Below are 21,643 nucleotides of genomic sequence, written 5' to 3'. Positions count from 1 at the left end.
CATCAGGCGACGCGCAGGGCTAAAAGTGGAGTCAGCGATGGAGTCAGGTGGGCGACACTTGCGCGTCGCGCATCATCCCGGTCTGCGGATGGCAGTTGATGTACTCGAACAGTTGTTGGCTACCGTCCGCTACCGAGACCTCGTGATACAGCCGCAGCTTCGAAAGGCCCCCGATCACTCGGAAGAACGTGGTGAAAATACGCAAGTGAGTGGGGTGGGATTCTGCCCAGCGCTCCAGTTTGTCGAGGGATCGCCAGTGACCGATGTCATAGGCGATGTCGAGGAGATTGCCATCCAGGTCGACATTGCGTACGAAGCGGTTGCTGTAGCAGCCCAGCGCCTGCCCCTCGTCACGCAGGAAGTTCATGCCGTCTTGCAGTGGCGGTAGCATCTCGTTGAAATAGAGCGCGCGCTCTTCGTCGCCGGCTTCGACCCAGTCTTGTCCGGAGCGGATCAGCGTCAGGTTGTCGTGGCCGCGTACCACGACCCTGCCGCCCTTGGCGGGGTCGCCTGAAATGACTTGCAGTTCGCTGGTCGGCTGCATCCAGTCGGTCTGCGAGATAGCAAAGCGGTCCCGCGCCGAGCCCCAGTAGCCGTGCTCCTCGATCTCGCCGCTGATGCCGTCCATGATCGCACCGACACCTGGCAAATCGTCCTGGAATGCATACAGCGTCTCGAACTGCTCGGCACGTGGTGCGATGACTTCGCGGAAATACCCCAACCCCTCGTTCAGGCGCGCATCGTCGCCCCACCAATCGGCCACAGGCGCTGAAAGTAGCCATCGGTGATAGGCGGCGGGATCACGCCAGTAGCCCACGGCGATGAAGTTTCCATAACCCTGATTGTCGAGGTGGTAGGTCAGGTCGTGATTCCCTGGGCCATCGGCGAGGGCAAAGCTTGCGTCAATGTAGCGCATGGCTTGCAGGGCGGCGGCGCGTTGCTCGTCGCGAAATTGCACCCCGAGGTAAGCCATTACAACTTGCTTCACGTTTTCGTCAGCCCGCCCCACAAACATCGGGAAGGGTGGCTGGTAATCGTCGTGGACACGACGGGACAAAGTCCGGGGACATTTGAGATGTTTATCGATTGCAGATTCCATGGGGGGCTCCTTTATTTCCGTCTCAAACGGACGGTTCGCTGTTCTACATCCCAGTGGATGTTGTTGTTTTGCGGTGGGTACCACTCCATCGGCGTTGCAGCACCAAGGTCCCGAGCTGCACCAGGTAAGTGGCGAACTCTTCGGGTGCCATGTCCCATCGCTGTAAAAACCAGGATGAATCGGACAGTCGCTGCTGTTCTCGTGGATGCATGAGACACCTCCTCATTCGTGCTTGTAGGGACACGGCGTGGAGTGAAAATTATCCAGGGGGGATGCAACGTGCTTGGCTCGAATGGACAACCGTTTGGTTAAAAAGGACAGGTAAAAAAGGCCGGCATGTCAGCGCGCGGCAATGGTGCGGGGAGTGTGAAACAAGGGGGCGATGTGCCCCGAGAAGTGGCATGGGGAGTGTTGGAGGGATCGGCCTCTGTAACGTGCAGGCGGCTATCTTCCAAGGTGTCTGGCAGCGGGAATGATGCGATGGAGATGGCCTGCTAATTGCTTGGCTCGCAAAAACGTTACCCCGCTTCTTTTGTTGAAACGCCGCCGCGAGGTGAATGCAATGAACCAGACATGTCAGTATTCAACGCTTGCCGTTACGGCCCCCCTCCGGTTCGATTACTGGAAAGAGGTGGTTTGTCACCACTGCCTGGACGCAGACAGCAAACGACTGGCGCAGAGCGATTTTGACGGGGCGCTGGAGGTGCATGCCATGGGCTCATTGGACATTTGCACGTTGTCCGCACCCTTGCACTATTGGGAGCGTTCCGCCCAGCACCTGCGCAGTGATCCTAATGACGATTTGTGGTTGGGCTTCACCAGGAGTGGTTATGGCGAACTGGAGCAGGCTGACCGACGGACGAAACTGGCGGCGGACGATCTGTTTCTTTATGACGCATCCCAGCCGTTCAGATTCAGCTTCGGTGGTACTGATAACCACCTTGTCCGCATTCCGCGACAACTGCTCAGTCAGCGCTTGCCCTCCATAGCGGACTGCACCGCTGTGGTTCTGGATGATCGTCGCCCGGGGGTGATTCCGTTACGCGAGATGTTACGTCAAGCCGCGAGTATGCCTTCAGTCTTCCATAACACAGCAGTCTCCAGTCGTTACTCCAGCACGTTGCTCGACCTTCTGGTGGTCAGCCTGGAACTCCAGGATTTAAAGCAGACTCATGACGAGTTGGATCTGCATGGCCGGATCATGAAGTACATCCACCAGTATTTGACCGAGGCGGACCTGTCGCTCGAACGCATCGCGCAAGCCCACCATGTCTCCACACGCACGGTGACGCGCGCTTTCGCCCGTCATCAGAAATCGCCGGTCGCAGAAATCTGGAAGGCACGCTTGCTCGCCAGCCGCGAGGCTATTGAGCGCGGTCAAGTCCGCAGTATTTCTCAGGCGGCGCTGGATTTCGGTTTCTCCGACTTCTCTCATTTCAGCCACGCTTTTCGCAAGGCCTTTGGCGTTGCTCCCCATACGCTCCTGCGACGAGAGTAAAAAGGGGGGCTTTCCCCACGGCGTTCAGGGGGGATTCCCCCCCTGCAGTTTTAAAACCTATAACCAACCCTTGATCTGTGCGCACACAGCCTGGGTGGAAATACCGTAGCGATCGTGCAACGTCGGAAGTGCACCCGCATCGAGAAACGCGTCCGGCAGCGCTATTTGCCTGAACGTCGGCGTGACCCCATTGCGCAACAGCACGGCGGCCACCGCTTCGCCCAATCCGCCGATGATGGAGTGGTTTTCGGCCGTCACGACCAGTCGTCCCGGCTTTCTGGCCTCAGCCAGGATAGTCTGCTCATCCAAAGGCTTGATCGTGGGAACGTGAAGCACCGCGACATCCACACCGTCAGCCTGAAGTTCCTTGGCTGCTTCCAGGGCGCGCATTGTCATCAAACCGGTGGAAATGATTAAAACCTCATTGCCTGTACGCAGGGTCTTGGCTTTGCCGATCTCGAATTCATAGCCATATTCATCGAGCACCAGCGGTACGTTGCCGCGCAGTAACCGCATGTAGACGGGCCCTTGGTGCGCGGCAATGGCGGGCACGGCTTGTTCGATTTCCAGGGCGTCGCAGGGGTCGACGATCATCAGGTTCGGCATGGCGCGGAAGATCGCCAGATCATCCGTTGCCTGGTGACTGGGGCCGTACCCGGTGGTCAGGCCCGGCAGACCGCAGACAATTTTAACGTTGAGGTTTTCCTCGGCAATCGCCATGCAGATGAAGTCATAGGCCCGTCGCGAAGCAAACACCGCGTAAGTGGTGGCGAAGGGCACGAACCCCTCCCGAGCCATGCCGGCCGCCGCGCTCATCAACAGTTGTTCAGCCATGCCCATCTGGTAGAAGCGCTCTGGGTGCGCCTTCGCAAAAATGTGCAGGTCGGTGTACTTGGACAAGTCAGCCGATAAACCCACGATGTCCTGGCGCTGGTCCGCGAGTGCGGCCAGTGCGTGACCGAATGGCGCTGGTTTTGTGGCCTGGCCTTCAGCGGCAATCGAAGCAATCATTGCCGAGGTCGTCAGCTTTTTCTTCGCCGCTGCGGGCACCTGAACGTTGGTCTTTTGTGCGTTGTTCATGCTGTTTTGCCTTCTTCCAGGTTGTTCAGGGCCACATCCCATTCATGCTCATCTACGCGGATGAAGTGAGTCTTTTCGCGGGTTTCCAGGAACGGCACGCCTTTGCCCATCTTGGTATCGCAGATGATGACGCGCGGCTGTGCGGCGGGATGGCTGCGGGCTGCGTCGAACGCTTTGACCAAGGCGTCCAGGTCGTTACCGTCTACCCGCTGGGTAAACCAGCCAAAGGCTTGCCATCGGTCAACGATGGGTTCAAATGCCAGCACCTCGCTGGAGTGTCCGTCGGCTTGCTGGTTGTTGACGTCGACGATGGCGATCAGGTTGTCGAGTTTCCAGTGCGAAGCTGACATCACCGCTTCCCAGGTAGAGCCCTCATTCAACTCGCCATCCGATAGCAGGTTGTAAACGAAAGAGCCGGACTGTTTGCGCTTCAGACCCAGGCAGGCGCCTACCGCGATGCCCAGTCCCTGGCCCAGCGAGCCGCCGGTGATTTCCATGCCGGGGGTGTAGGTGGCCATACCGGACATGGGCAGGCGGCTGTCATCCGAACCGTAGGTTTCAAGCTCATCCAGTGGAATGATTTCAGCCTCGATCAGCGCGGCATACAGCGCGATCGCGTAGTGACCGATGGAAAGGTAAAAGCGATCACGCTGTTCCCACTCGGGGTCTTCGGGCTTGTAGTTCAAGGCATGAAAGTACGACACGGCCAGCAAGTCTGCCGCGCCCAATGCCTGACCGACATAGCCCTGGCCCTGGACTTGCCCCATGCGCAAGGCATGGCGGCGAATGTTATGGGCACGCTGCACCAATGTGGTGGACGCCGCGCGAGATAAAGTGGCAGTCATGGAAATTCTCCGTTAACTCAACGATTGACCGAAGCGGCAGGAATGCGCAGTACCAAACAGGCACCGATGCACAGCACACCGGTAATCAGGTACATGCCGATGGCGCTCGAACCGGTCGTGGTGGTGATCCAACCAATCAGGTACGGCGAGCAGAAACCCGCCAGATTGGCAAAGCTATTGATTCCGGCGATCCCCGCAGCGGCGGAGACACCACCGAGCAAGGTGGTAGGCAGCATCCAGAACAGTGAAGACGCCGACAGCACGCCTGCTGCTGCAAGGCACAGGCACAACACCGACAACGTCAGGTTGGCACCGAACACTGCCGCCAACGTGAGGCCCAGCGCGCCGGCAAGCATTGGCCCGACCAGATGCCAGCGCCGCTCCTGGTATTTGTCGCCGCTGCGCCCCATGAGCACCATCGCAATGATGGCGCACAGATAGGGGAGACTGGTGAGCAATCCGATGTGCATCGGATCGGCAACACCTGCATTACGGATAAGCGTTGGCAGCCAAAAGGTGATCGCGTACTGGCCCATGACCACGCAAAAGTAGATACCGGCGAGAATCCACAGGCGGCGGTCCCGCAGGAATGCCCCGACCGATGCGTGGGTGACTTTGCGGCTGTTGTCCTCGGCCAGTTCTTTGGCGACCAGCGCTTTTTCTTCATCGGTGAGCCAGGTCGCCTGGTGCACGCCGTCCTTGAGGTAAGCCAGTACCATCAGGCCGACGATGACGGTCGGAGCGGCTTCAATCACGAACATCCACTGCCAGCCCGCCCAGCCATGAACGCCTGCGAACTGCGTCATGATCCAGCCTGAGAGCGGTCCGCCGATCATCCCCGAGAGCGGGATGGCGATGAACCACAGCACTGTCATTTTGGCGCGACGGTAGGAGGGGAACCAGTAAGTGAGGTAGAGCAGCAAGCCCGGCGCGAGACCCGCTTCGGCGATCCCGAGCAGAAAGCGCAGCGTATAGAACTGCCAGGCCGTTTCTACGAAGGCGAAGAGGGCGGAGATGATGCCCCACGAGATCATGATGCGTGCGATCCAGCGCCGGGCACCGACCTTGTGGAGGATGAGGTTGCTGGGCACTTCGCAAAGGAAATAACCAAGAAAGAACATGCCGGCGCCAAGCCCGTATACGGTCTCGCTCAGGGCCAGGTCATTCATCATCTGAAGCTTTGCGAACCCGACATTCACCCGGTCCAGGTAAGCGCACAGGTAGCACAACATAAGGAAAGGCATCAATCGCCAGGCAGTCTTGCGATACGCGCTTGAGCGCACTGTGGACACAGTGTCGAGCGTCATGGTGGTCATCATGATGGTCTGATCTCTTGTTTTTATAGAACGCCGGGCTCAGGCCCGACGTATCTTCGATCCAGAACTGAAAGGGCAGTGGGTGGCTTCAGTTGATCGTCAGTGGATCAACATGCCGCCGTTTACATCGAGCGTGATACCGGTGAGGTAGGAGGACAAGTCGCTGGCGAGGAACAGTGCCGCATTGGCGACATCCTGCGCGGCACCGAGCCGGCCCAGCGGGATGCTTTCGATGATGGCGTGACGACGATCGTCCTGCATCAGGCCGCCAGTGATGTCGGTATGGATCAAACCTGGCGTGATGGAGTTGACGCGAATGTTGTCCGCGCCAAACTCCCGCGCCATGGCTTTGCCAAGCCCGAGTACACCGGCTTTCGCTGCGCTGTAGTGGGGGCCGCCGAAGATGCCGCCGCCGCGCTGGGCCGACACGGATGACATGCAAACGATGCTGCCCGAGGCCTGGGTACGCATGACCGGGATGACTGCCTGCGACATCAACAGCGTGCCGCGCAGGCTCACATCCAGGACTTTGTCGTAATCGCCCGGGCGTATGTCCAGGGTCTTGATCGGCTGCGTGATGCCGGCATTGTTGATGAGTATGTCGATACGGCCGTAGCGCTCGACAACCTTGGCGACCGCGGCTTTGACTTGCGTTTCGTCGGCGACATTGGCAGCCAGGCCCAGATGGCCTTCGCCGAGGGTGGCCGCGGCGTCACGGGCGGCGGATTCGTCGAGATCCAGGATCACGACGCGGGCGCCGTGTCTGGCGAAGGTAACAGCCGTTGCCCGGCCGATACCACGTTCGGATGCAGCGCCAGTAATAATCGCGACTTTGCCTTGAAGAAGCATGAGGGATACCTCTGATTGTTTTTATGGTTCGATTCAGCGATCGATGACCCAGAGTGGTCCCCGTCAACAGGTCGAGCAATAACGCAAACGTCACTGCTACATGAATAAAATTCAGCACTCGTCAATGCAGATCGCAAATGCTTGAATGGCACTCCCTGCTCGTGCCACAAAAACAGGCTGAATACTGATGCGCCAGGACGATATCCCTTCATCCCATCTGCCACCGCTGAGAGCCATTCAAGCCTTCGAGCAAACCGCTCGTTTTGGCAACCTGGCAAGAGCCGCCGAAGTGCTCGACCTCACGCCGTCAGCGATCAGCCATCAACTGGCCAAGCTGGAGGTCATGATTGGTCGACAGCTGTTTGTGCGGGCTGCGCGTGGGGTGACGCTGACACCGGTAGGTGAGCAGTACTTGAAGGACATTTCCGGTTTGTTGCAGAGCCTTGAAGTCGCCACCCAGCGGGCCGCGAGTGACGTGAGCCTGGATTGCCTGCGGCTGCATTCCTCCCCCAGCTTTGGCTTGCTATGGCTGATGCCCAGGTTGGAGTCATTTCGCTTGACCAACCCGGACATCCAAATCAATTTGTCTTGCTCCTATGAATCGCTGCATTTCAGCCAGGACAAGATCGATGTCGATATTCGCCACGGCCGGCCCAATTGGCCCAGCTATGAAGTGCGTACTGTGCGTAACGAGAACTTCGCTGTGCTGGCCTCGCCCAAGCTGATCGCGCGTTGCACGGTAAAAAGCGCCGCTGATCTTCTGGCTGAAGACCTGATCCTTTCCGAAGCGACCTTGCTCAGATGGCCTGAGTGGTTCGCCCAACATGGCCTGGCCCGCCCCGAAAAACCCTACGCCTTGAGTTTTGACCGCTCCTACATGAGCCTGGAAGCGGCGAGCCACGGTTTGGGATTCGCCCTCGAAAGCACGCTGCTGGCACAAAAATACCTCGCCAGTGGCTCACTGGTCGAGGTCGCCCCCGAAGCGTTGAGCTCTCCGGTCGCCGCCCACCACCTGGTGTTCCCAAGGGCTCACTCCAGCTTTCCCAGAGTCAGGCGGTTTTTGGGGTGGATGGAGGGGGAGTTAGGGCATAGTTTCGTGTTCTGAAGTGGTGGCCGCCCGAACGGCGACCACTGCGCCTACAGATACAAATCAGTCATTGAGCGTGAGGACCGCAGCGTCATGGAATATTGCGATAAAGCATCATCCGAGCCGTTTCGTGCAGCCCTCGTGTCAGCCCATTCAAGCGCCGAAACTCCTCGGGATGCTGCGCGGCCACATCGTCACGCGGCGTGGGTGATGCCAGGTCGTGCAGGGTCGGCGAACTGCCGTCGTGCTGCATCTGCAGCAGGAAGTCCTTGGTAACACCGCCAATGATCGGGAATGTACCCTCGCGCAGCACCAGCGGCACCACGCGCTCGCCCTCGGGAGCCGGCTGCTGGATATCCCGGCCCAGCGCACCATTTCTGAACGGTATGCCCGCCATGCCCGCCACCGTCGGCAACAGGTCCACGAGACCGACGGCCTCTTCGATCACCCGGGGTTGCAGGCCGGGGGCATGGATCAGCAGTGGCACGTTGTTGCTTTCCAGGCCCAGTTGCTCGAAAGCCGGGGCCATGTGCGGGATCTGGCTGATACGCGTGTTGTGGTCGCCGAAGAACACAAAAATACTGTTGTCGTAGTAGCCGCCGGCCTTGGCGATTTCCATCAGGCGGCCGATGTTGTAGTCCAGCAGGCGCACGGCGTTATATTGCTCGACGCTACGGGAACCGGCGGCCTGGACTTGCTCCAGTGTCACGTCCTTGACCTGGAAGCCGTCGTTTTGCTCGGGGATGGTGAACGGCCGATGGTTGCCGGAGGTTTGCAGGTAAGCGAAGAATGGCTGGTCCTTGGGCACGGCACGCAGCAGTCGGTCGCTTTCCTTGAACAGGTCCAGATCGGAAATGCCCCACACGTCCACGCGGGGCGAGCGCCAGTGGCTTTCCTCGAACAGTTGCACGCCGTCGATGCTCTGGCGGATCAGCGCATTGATATTCGCCCAGCCGGCGTTGCCGCCGATCATGTAGAACTTCTGGTACCCCTCGAACGCGTTGATCAACGTGCGTTGGCGCGTGATCAGCGGGTTGCGGGTGGCGGTCTCCTGGCGGGTCACATCCGGCACGCCGGTGATACTGGCCCATACGGTCTTGGCGGTACCGGTAACGGGCACATAGAAGTGCTTGAAGAACCAGCTTTGCGTGGCCAGTCTGTCCAGGTTCGGCGTAGGGTCGAGCGGATTGCCATAGGCACCGACGGCGCTGGTGCCGAGGGATTCGAGCATGACGAAAATCACATTCGGCGGGCGCTCACCGGCCAGTCGATAAGGCTGCACGCCTTGTTCGCGGACGAAATCAAGTCGCTGGGCGTCGGGTTGATCGACGCCCAGGTACTGTGCGATCTGCGGGTAGTGCTCGCGCACCTGGGCTTCATCAAATTGCGCTTGACCGACCTTGAGCGTGTCATACAGAAACAGCACCGGGTTCAGGCCCACCGCCGCCACTTGGTTGTTGCCGGAGAAGAACGCATCGCTCCAGCGCAGCGGCACCGGGTTTTCCAGGTTGAGGTTGGCGACGCGGCCAAGCAGGGCCAACAGCACGGCTACGACGCCCATCACGGAAACCGGCACCAGTGCCCACTTGCTGATAATTTTGCGCTCCTGATCCAGGGTCAATCGTTCAAGGCGTATCAGCGCCCAAACCCAAAGCGCCACTGCCGTCAGCCAGCACGAGGCGATCCACACCACCGGGTAGGTTTCCCACACCATCTGTTGTGAAATCTGTGCGTCTTGCAGGTAGCGCAGCACCGTCGCATTGATGCGCACGCCAAGGTAGGCGTAGTGGCCGAAATCGATGATGTACACCAGGCCGACCACCGCTAGCGCGATGAGCAGATAACCCCGTGCCAGCCAACGCAAGATAGGCAGGGTGGTCAGGTTCCAGCGCGGCAGCCACGCCAGCACGGCCAACGGCAGCAAAATCAGCACCGTCAGGCGCAGGTCGAAACGCAGGCCGATGCCCAGTGTTTCCAGGAGCGCCGGGGTGTTTAAAGCCAGGCCGGAAAAACCCAGGACAAATACCAGCCGCAACGCCGCCAGCAACGCAAATACCAAGGCGATCGAGCCTGCGCCGTAACACAGGCGGCGCGATTGCAACACACCCATCATTGACCTCTGTGCCATTTCAAAAGGGGACGCCAGGCGGCGCCGATCAGCAGGCCGAACCCGGCCACCAGGCAGTAGCCGGTCAGCAGCGGGTCGACCAGATAGTCCCAATAGTTTTCCGAAGCCTTGAGCCGCAGCGCGAAGGCCAGGGTGCCGATCGCCAGCATCCACACGGCCAGGGAATTGCGCAGCCACAGCATCAGCAGCGCCAAAGCACCTACCAGCACAATCATGGGCCGCGGGTTGAACCCCCAACGGTACGGGTCGTAATAGGTCAGGCCCAAGGTGGCGGGGTACAGCAACAGGCTCAATACGCCGAACAGCGCCAGCAATTGCACTTGGTGCTGACGCACAAGCGGCTGCACTACGCCCAACCTGCTGAGTGCGACCCACCCCAACAGCACCACGGTGCTGAGCGCCAGGTCATCGGTAAAACTGCGCACATACGCCGCCAGTGGCAGCTCATTGACCGGGATAAAACTCACCGCAGCCAATATCGGCAACCACCACGGGCGCCAGGGCGCGCTGAATCGAAACGTGCTCAACAGCACAAACCCCAACAGCACAAAACTCAAGTGGGCCTGCCATAAAGAAACCATCACAGCCGCTCCGCCAGCCAGGCTTCGTTGAAGCTGACATGTTTGATAAAAGTGTTATTCCATGAGTACACCACGTGGTACATGCCGTCCGAGCCGCGGCTGAAGTACGGGTACTCGTATTCGAAATCGCAGCCCTGGGGTTTGCACACGCGGTAGTCGAGGTTACTGAGGAAGCGTTGTTCCAGCGGCAGGCGCCGGGCGCCGCTGGAGGCACGGAAGCCTTCGCCGATGATTTCCTTGTAGACGTCGGGCGAGAAGGGTTGGCCGAGCGGATCGGGTGACTGGTCCAGTTCCACCACCGTACGCCATTGGCTGAGCTGGGCGTCGGTGCCGTAGAGACTGAGCCTGAAGCGGCCGTCCTGCAGGTCATTGAGGGCCACCAGCAAACCGTCGTCCACCGTGCCCACTGCCGCCAGCGACGAATTGGGGTTGGCTGGCTCCAGCGGATACGGTTCGCTCCAGGTTTGCCCGGCGTCTTCGGTACGGCTCGCCAGGACGCGGTGATGGGTGTCGCCGGCATAGCGCAACATCGCCACGGCGCGGTTGCCGTCCAGGGGCACAATGGTAGGTTGCAGGGAGTTTTTGCCGCGGCTGATGCGGAATTTATCGATCACCGCGCCGTCGGCGCTCAAGTACAGGTACTCGGCAAACTTGCCCATGAATTCGTGGTAGACCGGCAGGCCGATAGAACCATCGGCATGGAACACCGGTGCGGCGCGTACCAGCGTGCTGATATTGAAGAATGGTGAGGTCACCAGTTGCCGAGGTGGCGACCAGTTCGCGCCGAGGTCATCGGACACCATCACATTGATGGCGCTGGTGGCCCAGCCACCCACCGATACCGAGACATAAAACATCCACAAACGTTTGTCCGGCGCCAGGGCTATGACTGGATTGCCCAGTTTGCGGATATAACGCTGGGTGCCGTCACGGGTGCTTTCCCGCGTGGCAAGCACGTGCTCGGTGCCCCATTCGCCGCTACGGGCATCAAAGCGTGCGGTGCGCACCTGTACATCGGCAGCACCTTCGCGCGAGCCGGCAAACCACACGGCCATCAAGTCGCCACCGGGCAGGGCGGTGACCGATGAGGCGTGCACAAAGTCATTGAGCTGCGAAGACACAAAACGACTGGTGTACTGCGGCGCCGCAGTTGCCTTCGCGGTGTTCGAGCTGATAGGGGCAAACGGCGCCAATACATGGGGGGGATGGCTGAACCAGGCGGCGCAGAATACCCCTAGCAGGCTGCAGATCAGGAAGGCGGAGCGCATAGGGAAACCAATTCGGAAAAAGATTACGGTGCACGCTCATCCGGCAGGCGCTTCCTGCGACCGGTGAGCATGGATAACGGCAGGTTGTCCCGCAGCTGGAAACTCTCGAACGCCGCTGCCAGCACATGGATGCACACCAGTCCCAGCAACACATTGGCCGCGGTTTCGTGGATTTGCAGCGGCCAATCGGCGCCCCATAAAGCATCGACTTCCTGCATCAGAAAGCCGCTGATACCGAGGGTCAACAGCGCCGACAGCATCGCCACCATCACCAGGGCGCCGAGCGGCGAATGACCCAGGCGATGTTGCGGGCGCCCCCTGAGCAGCGAGCGCAGGTGGGCCGCAAGCCGCTTCGGTGTCGGCCAAAAGTCTGACCAGCGCGCACTGCGCGGCCCGACGAACCCCCACACCGCTCGTACCAGCAGCCAGACCATGGCGTAGTAGCCCAGCCAGACATGCCAGTCGTCGCCCGCTTCATTGAAGAAGTAATTGGCAACAAAGACCCCGGCGATAGACAGGTGAAACAGCCTCACCAGCGGGTCCCAAAGGCGCAGGGATTCGCCTTGCATCAGCCTTTTATCTCAGTCTTCACGGCCTTACCGGTAACCGGGTCGTGGTAGATCTCGACTTTGCGCTTGTCCTTGTCGAAACCGTAGATCTCATAGCAATTGCCGTCGGTGACCTTGAACTTGCTGATTTGGTAGCCTTCGGCCTTGAGCTTGTCCTGGAAGGCTTTTTCGTCTTGCCATTGCGAGCGTTCGGCGGTGGTGCATTGCGGGCCGGCGACGGCCAGAGGGCTGGCGATAATCAGGGACAGCAGGAGAATTTTGCGCATGGAAAAGCTCTCAGCGTTTGTGGGAGCTTGCACAGTGCAAAATCAACCTTAGCGAAACCTTAGTTGGTAATGAGCTGTAACATCTTTGCCGGAATAGCCCCCGACAGAACCCGGCATGATGCCGCCGATTCCTAGAGAGATTTTGCGATGCGCCTACTCCTCGTCGAAGATGATCGTGCCCTCGGCCAGGGGATTCGCGTGGCATTGGGCGCCGAAGGCTACACCCTTGACTGGCTGCAGGATGGCCTGGGCGCATTGCATGTCTTGCGCAGCGAAAGCTTCGACCTGCTGCTGCTCGACCTCGGCCTGCCGCGCCTGGATGGCCTTGATCTGTTGCAGCAATTGCGTGCCGAGCAGCACGACCTGCCAGTGCTTATCCTCACCGCACGCGATGGCACCGCCGAGCGTATCGCCGGATTGGATGCGGGCGCTGACGATTACCTGATCAAACCGTTCGACGTGGAGGAGCTCAAGGCCCGCGTGCGTGCGTTACTGCGCCGCAGCCAGGGCCGCGCACAACCGCTGTTGGAGCATGCTGGCGTCAGCCTCGACCCAGCCACCCAGCAGGTTCGCTATCAGGACGAGGAGATCATCGTCACACTGATGGAATATCAACTGCTGCACCAGTTGATGGTGCGCCCCGGCAAAGTGGTGACACGCGAGCGGCTATCGCGGGCGTTGTACGGCTGGCAGGACCGCGTCGAGAGCAATACCCTCGAAGTGCTGATCCATAACCTGCGCAAAAAAATTTCCACCGAACTGATCCGTACCGTGCGTGGTGTCGGCTACGTACTGGCGCTCAAACCATGATTTCCGTCCGCGCGCGCATCCTCGTCCCGGTGCTGGTGCTGATCCTGCTGGGCGACGCCCTGATCAGCTGGCTGGTCCTGCGCGACAGCCACCACGAAATCGAAGAGGTCTACGACGCGCAACTCGCTCAAAGTGCCCGCCTGCTGCAAGGCGTGCTGCACCAACGCGCCCCCGGCGAGGCCGACTGGGACCGTCTCTACCAAGCTTTCGACCAGGCCATGAGCCGTGTCGGCGCAGACGGTGTAGCCCATCCCTACGAAACCCGCCTGACCTTTCAAGTCTGGCGCACCGACGGCCAACTGCTGGTGCGCTCCGCCGAAGCACCGATCCTCGAGGCGCCGCCCGTCACCCTTGGCTCCCACGACCTGGTGGACAACGGTAACGACTGGTGCGCCTTCCTCCTGGCTGACCCGCAACAGGGCCTGTTGATATGGGTGGGCGAGCGCGACGACATTCGCCAGGACCTTATCCAGCGCATCGTTCGCCACACGCTGTGGCCCACACTGATCGGTGTGCCGCTGCTGGCATTATTGATCTGGCTGGTCATCGGCTGGGGCCTCGCCCCCCTGCGTGCCATGGCCCGTTCTATCCGCGGGCGCACCACCGATTCTTTGCAGCCGTTGCACCTCAAGCCGCTGCCGAGCGACCTGGAACCCATGCAAACCGCGCTCAACCGCCTGTTGGATCAGGTGGATGATCTATTGGAGCGCGAGCGCCGCTTCATCGCCGACGCCGCCCACGAACTGCGTACACCCTTGGCAATCCTGCGCATCCACGCCCAGAACGCGCAAAGCGCCGTCACCGAAGAACAGCGGCGTGAGGCATTGGATTTCCTGGTCAATGGCGTCGACCGCGCCACCCGTATAGGCAGCCAACTGCTCACCATGGCCCGCATCGAACCGCAATTGAACAACCCCCTGTATCAACGCGTGCAACTCACCGAGCTGGTCCGCGAAGAACTGGCCGAACTCACGCCACTGGCCATGGAAAAGGGCGTGGAGTTGGTGCTGGAGTGTGATGAAGAGTGTTGGGTAGAAACCGAGCCGACAGCGTTAGCCATTGCCATGCAGAACCTGGTGACCAATGCCCTCAACTTTTCTTCCCCAGGCAGCGAGGTGACTGTCGTGGTGCGCAAGGACGAGGCGGGCATGGCCAGCTTGAGGGTGGAAGACACCGGGCCGGGAATAGCAGAAGGGGAGCTTGGCAGATTGTTCGAGCGATTTTACAGCCGAGGCAATGCCAATGGCGCGGGCTTGGGATTGGCTATCGTACAGATGATTACTTGTAAAATTGGTTGCACCCTGCACATTTACAATCGAACAAGCGGGGGCGTATGTGCAGAACTCGGCCTGAACCAGGCCAGCAATCCCTATAACGTTCTCGCAAATTCGAATAACGCATCTGTCACCATGACAACGTAGGTGAACTCCGAATGAAAACCACTTCTCGCTAAAAGCAGCCTGAACTCGGGCACAGCCATCAGCAGAGGAGAGCCGCTTCCCAAAAAACATGGAACGAAATAGGGAAGCGGAGGAACGGCAGTTAAGGGGAAACTTCATCCTCGCCTAACCATACAACCGCTGTTCAATCTCTTCGAGGGTGCTGCCTCGTGTCTCCGGTACCCATACCGCGACGAAGGTCAGAGATAGAAGTCCTGCTCCCACGAACACAAAGAAGGTTTGGCCGATCCCGATCGTCGCAACCAAAGATGGAAAGAACATGCCGATCATCACGTTGGTCAACCAGAACGCTGCGATCGCCATACCCATGCATCCGCCGCGGATGCGCATTGGGAAGATTTCCGCCAAAAGTACCCAAAAAGCAGGCCCGATCAGCCCTTGCATGGAGGCAAGGAACATCGCCATGGCGCCGAGAATGAGCATGGCGCGGGTAACGGAGGGATCGACAAAAACTGAAACCAGGCCAATCAACAGTAAAGACAATGTGGTACCCGTGAAACCGAGCAGCATCATTGGGCGACGGCCCACGCGGTCCAGCAGCGCAATGCCCACGAACGTTGCGCCAATCGAGATAACGCCATTTACGACATTGGCGATCAGTGCACTACGTTGCTCCAGGCCTGCTTCTGTGAGGATCTGGGTGCCGAAGTACATGATTGAATTGACTCCGGTCAGCTGCGACGTAACAGCGATACCGATGCCAATCAAAAAAATTCGTCGCGCGCCCTTTTGAGACAGGTCGCGCCAGCCGCCTTTCTTGATGAATCGCTCGTTGCTGATCTGCTGGGTGATGGCCTCCATCTCAGCCTTGGCGTAGTACTCCTCCCGTACCAGTTTCAGTACCTCCAGGCCCTCTCTGAAGCGCCCTTTGGTGGCTAGCCAGCGCGGGCTTTCCGGCATGTAGAGCATTCCCAACCAGAGTGCCACTGCTGGCAGGGTTGCCAAGGCAAGCATCCATCTCCAAACACCGTCGAGATCGCTAAACAAATTGCCCAGTGTGGCGTTGGTGGTGAAGGCCAGGAATTGCCCGGTGACGATCATCAGCTCGTTGCGAGTGATGATGCGACCGCGGATGCTGGATGGGGCCATCTCCGCCAGATACGCCGGCACGACGACCGATGCGCCGCCCACCGCTAACCCCAGCGTGAAGCGGGCGGCTACCATGACGTTGAGGGTGGGCGCCAGCGCACAAGCCAACGCGCCCAGAAAAAACACTACGGCGAGGAAAAGAATGATACGGCGGCGCCCCTTGAGGTCCGATAAGCGACCGCTGAACAGCGCCCCCATCATTGCGCCGATCAATAGGGCGCTGGCGACCAAACCTTCCGTGAAGGGTGTCAGGCCCAGGTCATCTTTCATGTAGAGCAAGGCGCCATTGATGACGCCGGTATCGAAGCCGAATAGCAGGCCGCCAAACGTGGCAATCCAAGTGATTTTTTGCAGGTAGCGCTGTGCCTGGTGTTTTTCAGGACTTACAAAAGTGGCTGAAGTGTCTGCCGTATTTCCGTAGGAATTAATTGTCATTGTGATATTCCTGACTGAAACTCATGGGTGATGCTCACTCGCCGTCGCGGTGAGCGTTTCAACATGCAATTACATTGGTTTTTCTCGTGGTGCGATTCAGATGGCTTGGGGTTTGAAATCGCTGGTGGCTACCGGCATGACGCTCTGTAGCAGTCTTACGGACTTTTCCAAACCCTCGAGGCTGTTGAGTAAAACGTCCTCATGCTCGATCGATAGCCAGCCATCGTAGCCAGCCATCTTCAAGCGGTAGCAGAGCTGCCGCCACCATTGCTCACCGTGGCCGAATCCAAGCGTGATGTAGGACCAGCTTCGGGATGAGATATCCATCAACGAGCCATTTTCCAGGAGTGAATCCACGGCCTGGACTGGCGCGTTAAGCAAAGTATCTTTGGCGTGCACATGGTAAATGGCGTCGCCCAGTGCCTCGGCGGCGACCAGCGGGTCAGCGCCCATCCAGAACAGATGCGAGGGATCAAGGTTGGCGCCAATCACCGGTCCGATTGCGTTGCGTAGCTTCAGCAGCGAGCGGACGTTGTAGACGCACTGGTTACCGTGCAACTCCAAAGCGATGCGCTCCACGCCGTTCTCCTTGGCCAGATCAGCTATTTCGCTCCAGAAGGGCAGCAGGCGTTCTTCCCATTGATAGCGCAGCATTGCCTGGGTTTCGGGAGGCCATGAGGCAACCACCCAGTTCGGCATCTTGTCGCCGGCCTGACCTTCAGGTAAGCCAGACATGGTGCAGACGGTCTTGACTCCCAACTCACCGGCTACGCGTATCGTGTCCTTGAGACACTGGCCTTGTGCAGGCTGCGTGGGATGCAAAGGGTTGCCGTTGGCGTTCAAGGAAATGATTTCCAGACTGTGTTCCTGGAAGCTGCGTTTGAGGGCCTTGCGGTCATCGGCGCTGGTGAGCATCTGCGCCAAGTCAAAGTGCGGCGCGGTCGACCATCCGCCGGTGTTGATCTCCAGACCCGACACTCCCAGCCGTTCAGCCTGCTTGAGCATCTCCCGCAGGGGCAGGTTGCCGAGGCTATCAGTGACGAATCCCAGCTTCATGACGTAGCTCCTTCTCGCGGTCGGTAGAGGGGCGGTGCTTCCAGCGTTGGCAAAACTACCCGGCGACGCTGATGGAGTGCCTCGATGCCGGCTTGAGCGACAATGGCTGCGCAGTAGCCGTCCCAGGCACTCGCGGCATGGACAGGGAAACTACCTGTGGTGATGAACTCCACGAATGCTTTGTTCTGCAGGCGGTAGGCGTCGGCGAAACGCGGCCGCCAATCGGCAGCGTACCTTTCAAAACCCTGAAGACGGGTGTTGAAGCGAGCATGTACGGGGGTGGCCAGTTGCACGGAACCCAACTCGCCCACCAGCTCGCCACGGACGTCGTACCCGTAATGGGCGTTGTTGTTGATTTCGATGTTCACCAGATGGCCTTCCCGGGTTTCCAGCACCATGAATACCGGGGCGCCGACGCCGTCCTTAGACGTGTGGGTGGGTTGGAACACCGAAATGGCAACGTATTCAGTATCGAGCACGTGACGTGCCACATCGAACTCATGCGGCGCGGAGTTACTGATCGCCATTTGCCCGCTGAAGTTGGCGGGGGCTTCTACATTGCGGTGGAAATTGTGCATCATCACAGCCCGACCTATCAGGCCGTCGCTCAAGGCGCTTTTCATTTCCCTGTACGAAGGGTCAAACCGGCGCATGAAGCCCAGTTGCACGAATTGGCGACCCCGGGAGGCCTCTTTGTCGATGACCGCCAGGCACTGGTCCGGGCTTTGAGACAACGGCTTTTCACACAGTGCGGGTTTCCCTGCATCAATGGCTGCCATGGTCAGGACGGCATGGGTTTCGTCCGGGCTGGCGATGATGATTGCATCGACATCGGACCTTGAAAGCGTGAACAGTGGGTCAGTGGAAACGTCAGCGGCTCCATAACGGTCAGCTATCAGCTTCGCTCGCTCTGGCGACGCATCACACACCACATGCAAAGTGGCTCCCGGAAGGTCCTGGGCAATGATGCGGGCGTGATCCTCCCCCATAATTCCCGCGCCGATAACGGCGATTCGTATGCTCATATTCAACTACCTATCAATGGGCGAAAGTCATCTACGCAGCGTCGAACTCGCGAGCACGTTGATTGAGAAGGGAGGTGCAAGGTGGGCCACGAGCGGCTTGGCGGTGGCGGTCGAAACCAACCGATGAGGCGAGTTATTCATGGGGCTATCCTGGCGGTTTGTTGTGTTTGTTATGCCTCGATTATTAGCGCCGAAAAAGCAAGCATCAAGGAGCACCATAGGCGGTTTATGATGTGAAAAACCTCAAATTCAAGAGTGCAGTACCATTTTTCATTGCTCTTGAAACCGACCATCGGGAATGTTTATATGGTGTAAATAACATCAAAAGAGGGCGTACCATATGAACACGCAAACATCAGCGCGCTTATGGAAGGGCCCCACCGTTCAACAGGTCGCCAAGGTGGCGAGGGTCGGGCCTGCGACCGTCGATCGTGTGCTGAACAACCGTCCCGGCGTTCGGGAAAACACCCGTCTGAAAGTCCTGGCTGCGCTGGATAAGCTAAGGAAAGACTTGGCTGACGGCATGGCAACGTTGCAGATCAAGCTCTTTTGCGATTCGGGCGAAACCTTCAATGCAACGTTGGCCGACGCCGAGGCATTGGTGAACGCTTCGACACCAGGCGTCGTCGTGCATGGCTACTATGAACCGACTAACCAGGTCGATCCCGCCACTTTTGCTGATCAGGTTCAGGCACAGGGCGCCTCGGCGGATGGTGTGATCGTGGTATCGCGCGAGCATCCGGCGATCAATCGTGCGATTCGCAAACTGTGCAGCCTAGGTATACCAGTCGTTTGCCTGACCACCGACCTGCCTAATTCCGGGCGAAGCGCTTATGTAGGCAACGATCAATATGCGGCGGGCAGTGTCGCCGGGTTACTGATAGGCAATGCGTTACCCAGGGAACCGGCAAAAATTCTGTTAGTGACCAGTGTGCCGTTTCGCTGTCAGCAAGAGCGGGAGATGGGGTTTCGCAGGGTGCTCCGCTCCGAGTTTCCGTATCTGAAAATCGACGAACGAGTGATGTCCGACGATCGCCCTCAGACTACGACTGAACAATTGACGCGTTATTTTTCCAAGCACGACTACCCGGCAGCCATCTACAACGTGGCCGGTGCCAATCGGGGCGTTGCTCAAGCGATAGATACCATTGCGGCTGAGGATCGGCCTATTTTCGTCGGCCATGAGCTTACAGTTCATACGCGGGCGATGCTTGAGTCCGGCGTCATGGATTATGTTATCTCTCATGATTTCGTTGGCGAGACTGCCGCAGCGGTACGCTGGATACGAGGAGCGGTTGAGGGAGCAGCGACAACGCCACCTTCAACACAGATCTTGATTCACACTCGATACAACTGTGGTGCGTAAGGCCACGTTGCGTTCTACCCAGCCGTGTCCCTCGGCAAAACCAAGGATGGAGGCCTATGTCGGAAATCGGAGCTAAAGAATTGCTATTGGACGTCTCCCAAGGAAGGAATGCGATTGTGATATATAGCTGAAACAGGGCAAGGAATAGCCTGCCCTGTTACAGGGAATTACGCGTCAGCGCCGCCTAAAATATTCTCGAGTTGCATTTCTTTTAGAACACGGTCTTGAATGGGTTGCTTGGCAGCGTTAATTTCATCAACACCCCAAACCATGCCTACCGCTGTGCGTGTAGGACGTTTGCCGGCAGGCATATCTGCTAACGCTAAATAAGTATCGACGACCAACTGTGGATCTGGTGCCTGGTCAGACTGCATGAATTTCGCGAATTCTGCGAACATGGCAGCAGGTATCTTTGCCAAGTCACCATAGCTCTCCAGTACGTCAAGACGGGAAGGCGCTTGCCCTCCAGCACTCAGACCTGTAGGGAACGGGCCTGGTTGCACGATGGCAACATCAATACCGAAGGGCGCCACTTCGTAACGCAAGCCTTGGACGTAGCCTTCCAGAGCGTGCTTGGTGGCGGCGTATGTAGAGAAATACGGCGCCGAAATCTGGCCGACCATTGATGAGGTGTTAATGATCAGACCGGATTTGGCTTCCCGCATAGCGGGCAAGACAGCCTGTATAATGCGCATGGCGCCATAGTAGTTGGTTTCCATCTGTTCCCTGGCTTGGGCAATGCTAAATGCCTCCGTAATACCCAGGTACATTACGCCTGCATTGTTAATCAAAATATCAATCTTGCCCGCTTTAGCCAGCACACCAGCGATGGCTGTCTTGACGGATTCGTCGCTGGTGACATCCATATCTACGACATGGATGAGGTTGCTATACGCCTCCAGCGCGGTCTTGACTGCGGCGTTCTTGCCTTCTGTGCCGCGCATGGTGGCGAACACTTGGTAGCCCTTGTCTGCAAAGTCTTTCACTGCTTTTAGGCCAAATCCATTGCTGCTACCGGTGATGATGACGTTTTTTTTGGCTTCGCTCATTTTTCTTTCCCGCTGGGTTGTCAATTAAGTACCATCCGGTACAAAATATGGGGGAGGGTGCCGTGTGTCAAGTTAAAATACCAGGTGGTACAAAATGAGCTTAAATCCGACAAAGCCTTCAAGGGGACGACCTAAGACCCTGGACCGTGATCACGTTTTGGATGTGGCAATGGAAGCCTATTGGAAAGAGGGCGTACGCAGCTTATCCCTTAATGAAATTTGCAGAAGGTGTGATATATCGAAGCCAGGTCTTTATCGTGAATTTTGGAATGAAGATGGCTTGATGAAAGCCGTTATTCTTAAATATCAGGAACAGGAGCTGGATTCTGTGCTGGAGATGTTGAAGGCAGAAAAGCCGTTTCGAGAGATGCTTGACAGCCTGGTGTCATTCGCCACCTCGGTGAGTGACAGTCAAGGGATACCAAAGGGATGTCTTTTGATAAAGATGCGCGAATCACGCATGCACTTGGGTGAGGCAACACGAGCACAAATCGATTTCATTCAAGAGCAAGCATTAACGGCTTACAGGAAATGGGTGGAGCGTGCAAAAGCCAAATGTGAATTTTCTGCAGACATGTCATCAGAGTTTGCATCTATCTATATTGATGCGCAATTAAGTAATGCTGCGTCACAGATATCTCGTGGCGAGGATCCGCAGATTGTAAAGAAGATGCTATTAGTCGCTTTTTCTGTGTTCTGATGGGCATGCCTCTCAGCCCAGTGTTTCTGTAGAAGCAGCTATTCGTTCGTCTGGGGTAAAAAGGGCT

Annotated in this window: 20 protein-coding genes; 6 read left to right on the top strand and 14 right to left on the bottom strand. The window is 58.2% G+C overall.

The annotated features are described in order from the left end of the window. Positions 1-43 precede the first annotated feature (43 nt). Positions 44-1,099: a phenylacetaldoxime dehydratase family protein gene (locus tag J4E63_RS13735; RefSeq protein ID WP_060742467.1), complete on the bottom strand. Its 1,056-nt coding sequence runs from the start codon at positions 1,097-1,099 to the stop codon at positions 44-46. Positions 1,100-1,661: 562 nt separating this feature from the next. Between J4E63_RS13735 and J4E63_RS13730 the strand changes: the two genes are divergently transcribed. Further along, complete coding sequence (locus tag J4E63_RS13730) at positions 1,662-2,597, top strand: helix-turn-helix domain-containing protein (protein WP_207282314.1); 936 nt, start codon at positions 1,662-1,664, stop codon at positions 2,595-2,597. 57 nt (positions 2,598-2,654) lie between these two features. On the opposite strand, the gene J4E63_RS13725 is transcribed toward J4E63_RS13730, so the two are convergent. From J4E63_RS13725 to J4E63_RS13710, 4 genes are all read right to left on the bottom strand, one after another. Continuing rightward, entirely contained in the window at positions 2,655-3,677 is a 1,023-nt protein-coding gene (locus tag J4E63_RS13725) for a transketolase family protein (protein WP_103308258.1), read from the bottom strand. Further along, a complete protein-coding gene (locus J4E63_RS13720) occupies positions 3,674-4,522 on the bottom strand; it encodes a transketolase (protein WP_207282313.1) in 849 nt (282 codons plus the stop codon). Before J4E63_RS13720 ends, J4E63_RS13725 begins: the two co-directional genes overlap by 4 nt. 17 nt (positions 4,523-4,539) lie before the next feature. Then, a complete protein-coding gene (locus J4E63_RS13715) occupies positions 4,540-5,841 on the bottom strand; it encodes an MFS transporter (RefSeq protein WP_207282312.1) in 1,302 nt (433 codons plus the stop codon). Between the two features lie 96 nt (positions 5,842-5,937). Further along, on the bottom strand, positions 5,938-6,687 hold the full coding sequence (locus J4E63_RS13710; protein ID WP_207282311.1) for an SDR family NAD(P)-dependent oxidoreductase: 750 nt from the start codon (positions 6,685-6,687) through the stop codon (positions 5,938-5,940). Positions 6,688-6,874: 187 nt separating this feature from the next. On the opposite strand from J4E63_RS13710, the gene J4E63_RS13705 reads away from it, so the two are divergent. Continuing rightward, on the top strand, positions 6,875-7,792 hold the full coding sequence (locus J4E63_RS13705; RefSeq protein ID WP_060742461.1) for a LysR substrate-binding domain-containing protein: 918 nt from the start codon (positions 6,875-6,877) through the stop codon (positions 7,790-7,792). 73 nt (positions 7,793-7,865) lie between these two features. Here the strand turns inward: J4E63_RS13705 and J4E63_RS13700 are convergent, their stop codons facing one another. From J4E63_RS13700 to J4E63_RS13680, 5 genes are read right to left on the bottom strand one after another with little or no spacing between them, the layout of a single operon-like run. Beyond that, positions 7,866-9,884, bottom strand: coding sequence for an LTA synthase family protein (locus J4E63_RS13700; RefSeq protein ID WP_207282310.1), 2,019 nt, complete (start codon positions 9,882-9,884; stop codon positions 7,866-7,868). After that, on the bottom strand, positions 9,884-10,483 hold the full coding sequence (locus tag J4E63_RS13695) for a hypothetical protein (RefSeq protein ID WP_207282309.1): 600 nt from the start codon (positions 10,481-10,483) through the stop codon (positions 9,884-9,886). The genes J4E63_RS13700 and J4E63_RS13695 overlap by 1 nt, the downstream gene beginning before the upstream one ends. Further along, positions 10,483-11,751, bottom strand: a complete 1,269-nt coding sequence (locus J4E63_RS13690; protein ID WP_207282308.1) for an exo-alpha-sialidase — start codon at positions 11,749-11,751, stop codon at positions 10,483-10,485. Before J4E63_RS13690 ends, J4E63_RS13695 begins: the two co-directional genes overlap by 1 nt. 23 nt (positions 11,752-11,774) lie before the next feature. Further along, complete coding sequence (locus tag J4E63_RS13685) at positions 11,775-12,320, bottom strand: cytochrome b/b6 domain-containing protein (protein ID WP_207282307.1); 546 nt, start codon at positions 12,318-12,320, stop codon at positions 11,775-11,777. After that, positions 12,320-12,586, bottom strand: coding sequence for a PepSY domain-containing protein (locus J4E63_RS13680; protein WP_060742456.1), 267 nt, complete (start codon positions 12,584-12,586; stop codon positions 12,320-12,322). The genes J4E63_RS13685 and J4E63_RS13680 overlap by 1 nt, the downstream gene beginning before the upstream one ends. 147 nt (positions 12,587-12,733) lie before the next feature. Here J4E63_RS13680 and J4E63_RS13675 point away from each other — a divergent pair, with 147 nt between their 5' ends. Both J4E63_RS13675 and J4E63_RS13670 read left to right on the top strand, forming a co-directional pair. Then, positions 12,734-13,396, top strand: coding sequence for a response regulator (locus J4E63_RS13675; protein WP_207282306.1), 663 nt, complete (start codon positions 12,734-12,736; stop codon positions 13,394-13,396). Next, the gene (locus tag J4E63_RS13670; protein WP_207282305.1) at positions 13,393-14,817 is read left to right on the top strand and encodes a sensor histidine kinase; all 1,425 of its coding nucleotides are present in this window, start codon (positions 13,393-13,395) and stop codon (positions 14,815-14,817) included. Before J4E63_RS13675 ends, J4E63_RS13670 begins: the two co-directional genes overlap by 4 nt. Before the next feature lie 144 nt (positions 14,818-14,961). Here the strand turns inward: J4E63_RS13670 and J4E63_RS13665 are convergent, their stop codons facing one another. The 3 genes from J4E63_RS13665 to J4E63_RS13655 form a co-directional block, all read right to left on the bottom strand. After that, on the bottom strand, positions 14,962-16,380 hold the full coding sequence (locus tag J4E63_RS13665; protein ID WP_060742453.1) for a sugar porter family MFS transporter: 1,419 nt from the start codon (positions 16,378-16,380) through the stop codon (positions 14,962-14,964). Positions 16,381-16,476: 96 nt separating this feature from the next. Then, on the bottom strand, positions 16,477-17,436 hold the full coding sequence (locus J4E63_RS13660; RefSeq protein ID WP_207282304.1) for a sugar phosphate isomerase/epimerase: 960 nt from the start codon (positions 17,434-17,436) through the stop codon (positions 16,477-16,479). Then, the gene (locus J4E63_RS13655; RefSeq protein ID WP_207282303.1) at positions 17,433-18,461 is read right to left on the bottom strand and encodes a Gfo/Idh/MocA family oxidoreductase; all 1,029 of its coding nucleotides are present in this window, start codon (positions 18,459-18,461) and stop codon (positions 17,433-17,435) included. Before J4E63_RS13655 ends, J4E63_RS13660 begins: the two co-directional genes overlap by 4 nt. A gap of 340 nt (positions 18,462-18,801) precedes the next feature. Between J4E63_RS13655 and J4E63_RS13650 the strand changes: the two genes are divergently transcribed. After that, positions 18,802-19,827: a LacI family DNA-binding transcriptional regulator gene (locus tag J4E63_RS13650; protein WP_207282302.1), complete on the top strand. Its 1,026-nt coding sequence runs from the start codon at positions 18,802-18,804 to the stop codon at positions 19,825-19,827. Positions 19,828-19,994: 167 nt separating this feature from the next. On the opposite strand, the gene J4E63_RS13645 is transcribed toward J4E63_RS13650, so the two are convergent. Then, the gene (locus tag J4E63_RS13645) at positions 19,995-20,876 is read right to left on the bottom strand and encodes an SDR family oxidoreductase (RefSeq protein WP_207282301.1); all 882 of its coding nucleotides are present in this window, start codon (positions 20,874-20,876) and stop codon (positions 19,995-19,997) included. Positions 20,877-20,970: 94 nt separating this feature from the next. Between J4E63_RS13645 and J4E63_RS13640 the strand changes: the two genes are divergently transcribed. After that, positions 20,971-21,576: a TetR/AcrR family transcriptional regulator gene (locus tag J4E63_RS13640; protein WP_086936564.1), complete on the top strand. Its 606-nt coding sequence runs from the start codon at positions 20,971-20,973 to the stop codon at positions 21,574-21,576. Positions 21,577-21,643 lie beyond the last annotated feature (67 nt).

Origin of the sequence: Pseudomonas sp. FW300-N2F2 (assembly GCF_017351655.1) — a bacterium.
Classification (GTDB): domain Bacteria; phylum Pseudomonadota; class Gammaproteobacteria; order Pseudomonadales; family Pseudomonadaceae; genus Aquipseudomonas; species Aquipseudomonas fluorescens_AA.
The sequence above is the reverse complement of the archived record's forward strand: the minus strand, read 5'-3'. Positions and strand labels throughout refer to the sequence as shown.

Coding starts and splice junctions, on each gene's coding strand:
- J4E63_RS13735 (WP_060742467.1), bottom strand. CDS start 1,099: ATGGAATCTGCAATCGATAAACATCTCAAATGTCCCCGGACTTTGTCC.
- J4E63_RS13730 (WP_207282314.1), top strand. CDS start 1,662: ATGAACCAGACATGTCAGTATTCAACGCTTGCCGTTACGGCCCCCCTC.
- J4E63_RS13725 (WP_103308258.1), bottom strand. CDS start 3,677: ATGAACAACGCACAAAAGACCAACGTTCAGGTGCCCGCAGCGGCGAAG.
- J4E63_RS13720 (WP_207282313.1), bottom strand. CDS start 4,522: ATGACTGCCACTTTATCTCGCGCGGCGTCCACCACATTGGTGCAGCGT.
- J4E63_RS13715 (WP_207282312.1), bottom strand. CDS start 5,841: ATGATGACCACCATGACGCTCGACACTGTGTCCACAGTGCGCTCAAGC.
- J4E63_RS13710 (WP_207282311.1), bottom strand. CDS start 6,687: ATGCTTCTTCAAGGCAAAGTCGCGATTATTACTGGCGCTGCATCCGAA.
- J4E63_RS13705 (WP_060742461.1), top strand. CDS start 6,875: ATGCGCCAGGACGATATCCCTTCATCCCATCTGCCACCGCTGAGAGCC.
- J4E63_RS13700 (WP_207282310.1), bottom strand. CDS start 9,884: ATGGGTGTGTTGCAATCGCGCCGCCTGTGTTACGGCGCAGGCTCGATC.
- J4E63_RS13695 (WP_207282309.1), bottom strand. CDS start 10,483: ATGGTTTCTTTATGGCAGGCCCACTTGAGTTTTGTGCTGTTGGGGTTT.
- J4E63_RS13690 (WP_207282308.1), bottom strand. CDS start 11,751: ATGCGCTCCGCCTTCCTGATCTGCAGCCTGCTAGGGGTATTCTGCGCC.
- J4E63_RS13685 (WP_207282307.1), bottom strand. CDS start 12,320: ATGCAAGGCGAATCCCTGCGCCTTTGGGACCCGCTGGTGAGGCTGTTT.
- J4E63_RS13680 (WP_060742456.1), bottom strand. CDS start 12,586: ATGCGCAAAATTCTCCTGCTGTCCCTGATTATCGCCAGCCCTCTGGCC.
- J4E63_RS13675 (WP_207282306.1), top strand. CDS start 12,734: ATGCGCCTACTCCTCGTCGAAGATGATCGTGCCCTCGGCCAGGGGATT.
- J4E63_RS13670 (WP_207282305.1), top strand. CDS start 13,393: ATGATTTCCGTCCGCGCGCGCATCCTCGTCCCGGTGCTGGTGCTGATC.
- J4E63_RS13665 (WP_060742453.1), bottom strand. CDS start 16,380: ATGACAATTAATTCCTACGGAAATACGGCAGACACTTCAGCCACTTTT.
- J4E63_RS13660 (WP_207282304.1), bottom strand. CDS start 17,436: ATGAAGCTGGGATTCGTCACTGATAGCCTCGGCAACCTGCCCCTGCGG.
- J4E63_RS13655 (WP_207282303.1), bottom strand. CDS start 18,461: ATGAGCATACGAATCGCCGTTATCGGCGCGGGAATTATGGGGGAGGAT.
- J4E63_RS13650 (WP_207282302.1), top strand. CDS start 18,802: ATGAACACGCAAACATCAGCGCGCTTATGGAAGGGCCCCACCGTTCAA.
- J4E63_RS13645 (WP_207282301.1), bottom strand. CDS start 20,876: ATGAGCGAAGCCAAAAAAAACGTCATCATCACCGGTAGCAGCAATGGA.
- J4E63_RS13640 (WP_086936564.1), top strand. CDS start 20,971: ATGAGCTTAAATCCGACAAAGCCTTCAAGGGGACGACCTAAGACCCTG.